Origin of the sequence: Methylobacterium sp. WL6, from assembly GCF_008040095.1 — a bacterium.
Taxonomy (GTDB): domain Bacteria; phylum Pseudomonadota; class Alphaproteobacteria; order Rhizobiales; family Beijerinckiaceae; genus Methylobacterium.
This window is the reverse complement of record NZ_VRVH01000647.1, coordinates 1-691: the sequence shown is the minus strand read 5'-3', so window position 1 is coordinate 691 and position 691 is coordinate 1. Positions and strand designations below refer to the sequence as shown.

The following is a 691-nucleotide window of genomic DNA, read 5'->3' as shown; positions in this document are numbered from 1 at the left end:
GCTGGGCCCCGCGGCCGCACCAGCTCGACCTGCTGCGCATCGCGGGCGCCGGCCGCTCGGCGCTGCTCGTCGCCCCGACCGGCGCCGGCAAGACGCTCGCCGGCTTCCTGCCGAGCCTGGTCGCGCTGTCGCAGAGCCGGGCGAAGCCCTCCGAGCGCCGGCTCCACACGCTCTATATCTCGCCGCTGAAGGCGCTCGCCGTCGACATCGCCCGCAACCTCGACGCGCCGGTGGAGGGCATCGGCCTGTCGCTGCGGATCGAGACCCGCACCGGCGATACCCCGTCGCACAAGCGCACCCGCCAGATCGAGCGGCCGCCGGACATCCTGCTGACCACGCCCGAGCAGCTCGCCCTGCTCATCGCCCACCGCGAGGCGACCGAGTTCTTCTCCGGGCTGCGCTGCGTCGTCCTCGACGAGCTCCACGCCCTCGTCACCTCGAAGCGCGGCGACCTGCTGTCCCTGGCGCTCGCCCGCCTGCACCGCCTCAGCCCCGGCCTCACCGCGATCGGGCTGTCGGCGACGGTGCGCGAGCCGGACGAGCTGCGGAAGTACCTCGTGCCGCAGAACGCCGCCTTCCCTCCCCCCTCTGCGGGGGAGGGTAGCCCGCGAAGCGGGTCGGGAGAGGAGAGCGCCGCTCCCGGAAATGTCGCTCCCCTCTCCCGACCCTCGCTCACGCGAGGCCCACCCGC

1 protein-coding gene is annotated in these 691 nt (G+C 74.4%); it reads left to right on the top strand.

Annotated features, from left to right (window positions below):
- Positions 1 to 691 (top strand): DEAD/DEAH box helicase (locus tag FV230_RS28985; protein WP_246695061.1); only part of this gene is annotated, 691 nt, incomplete at both ends.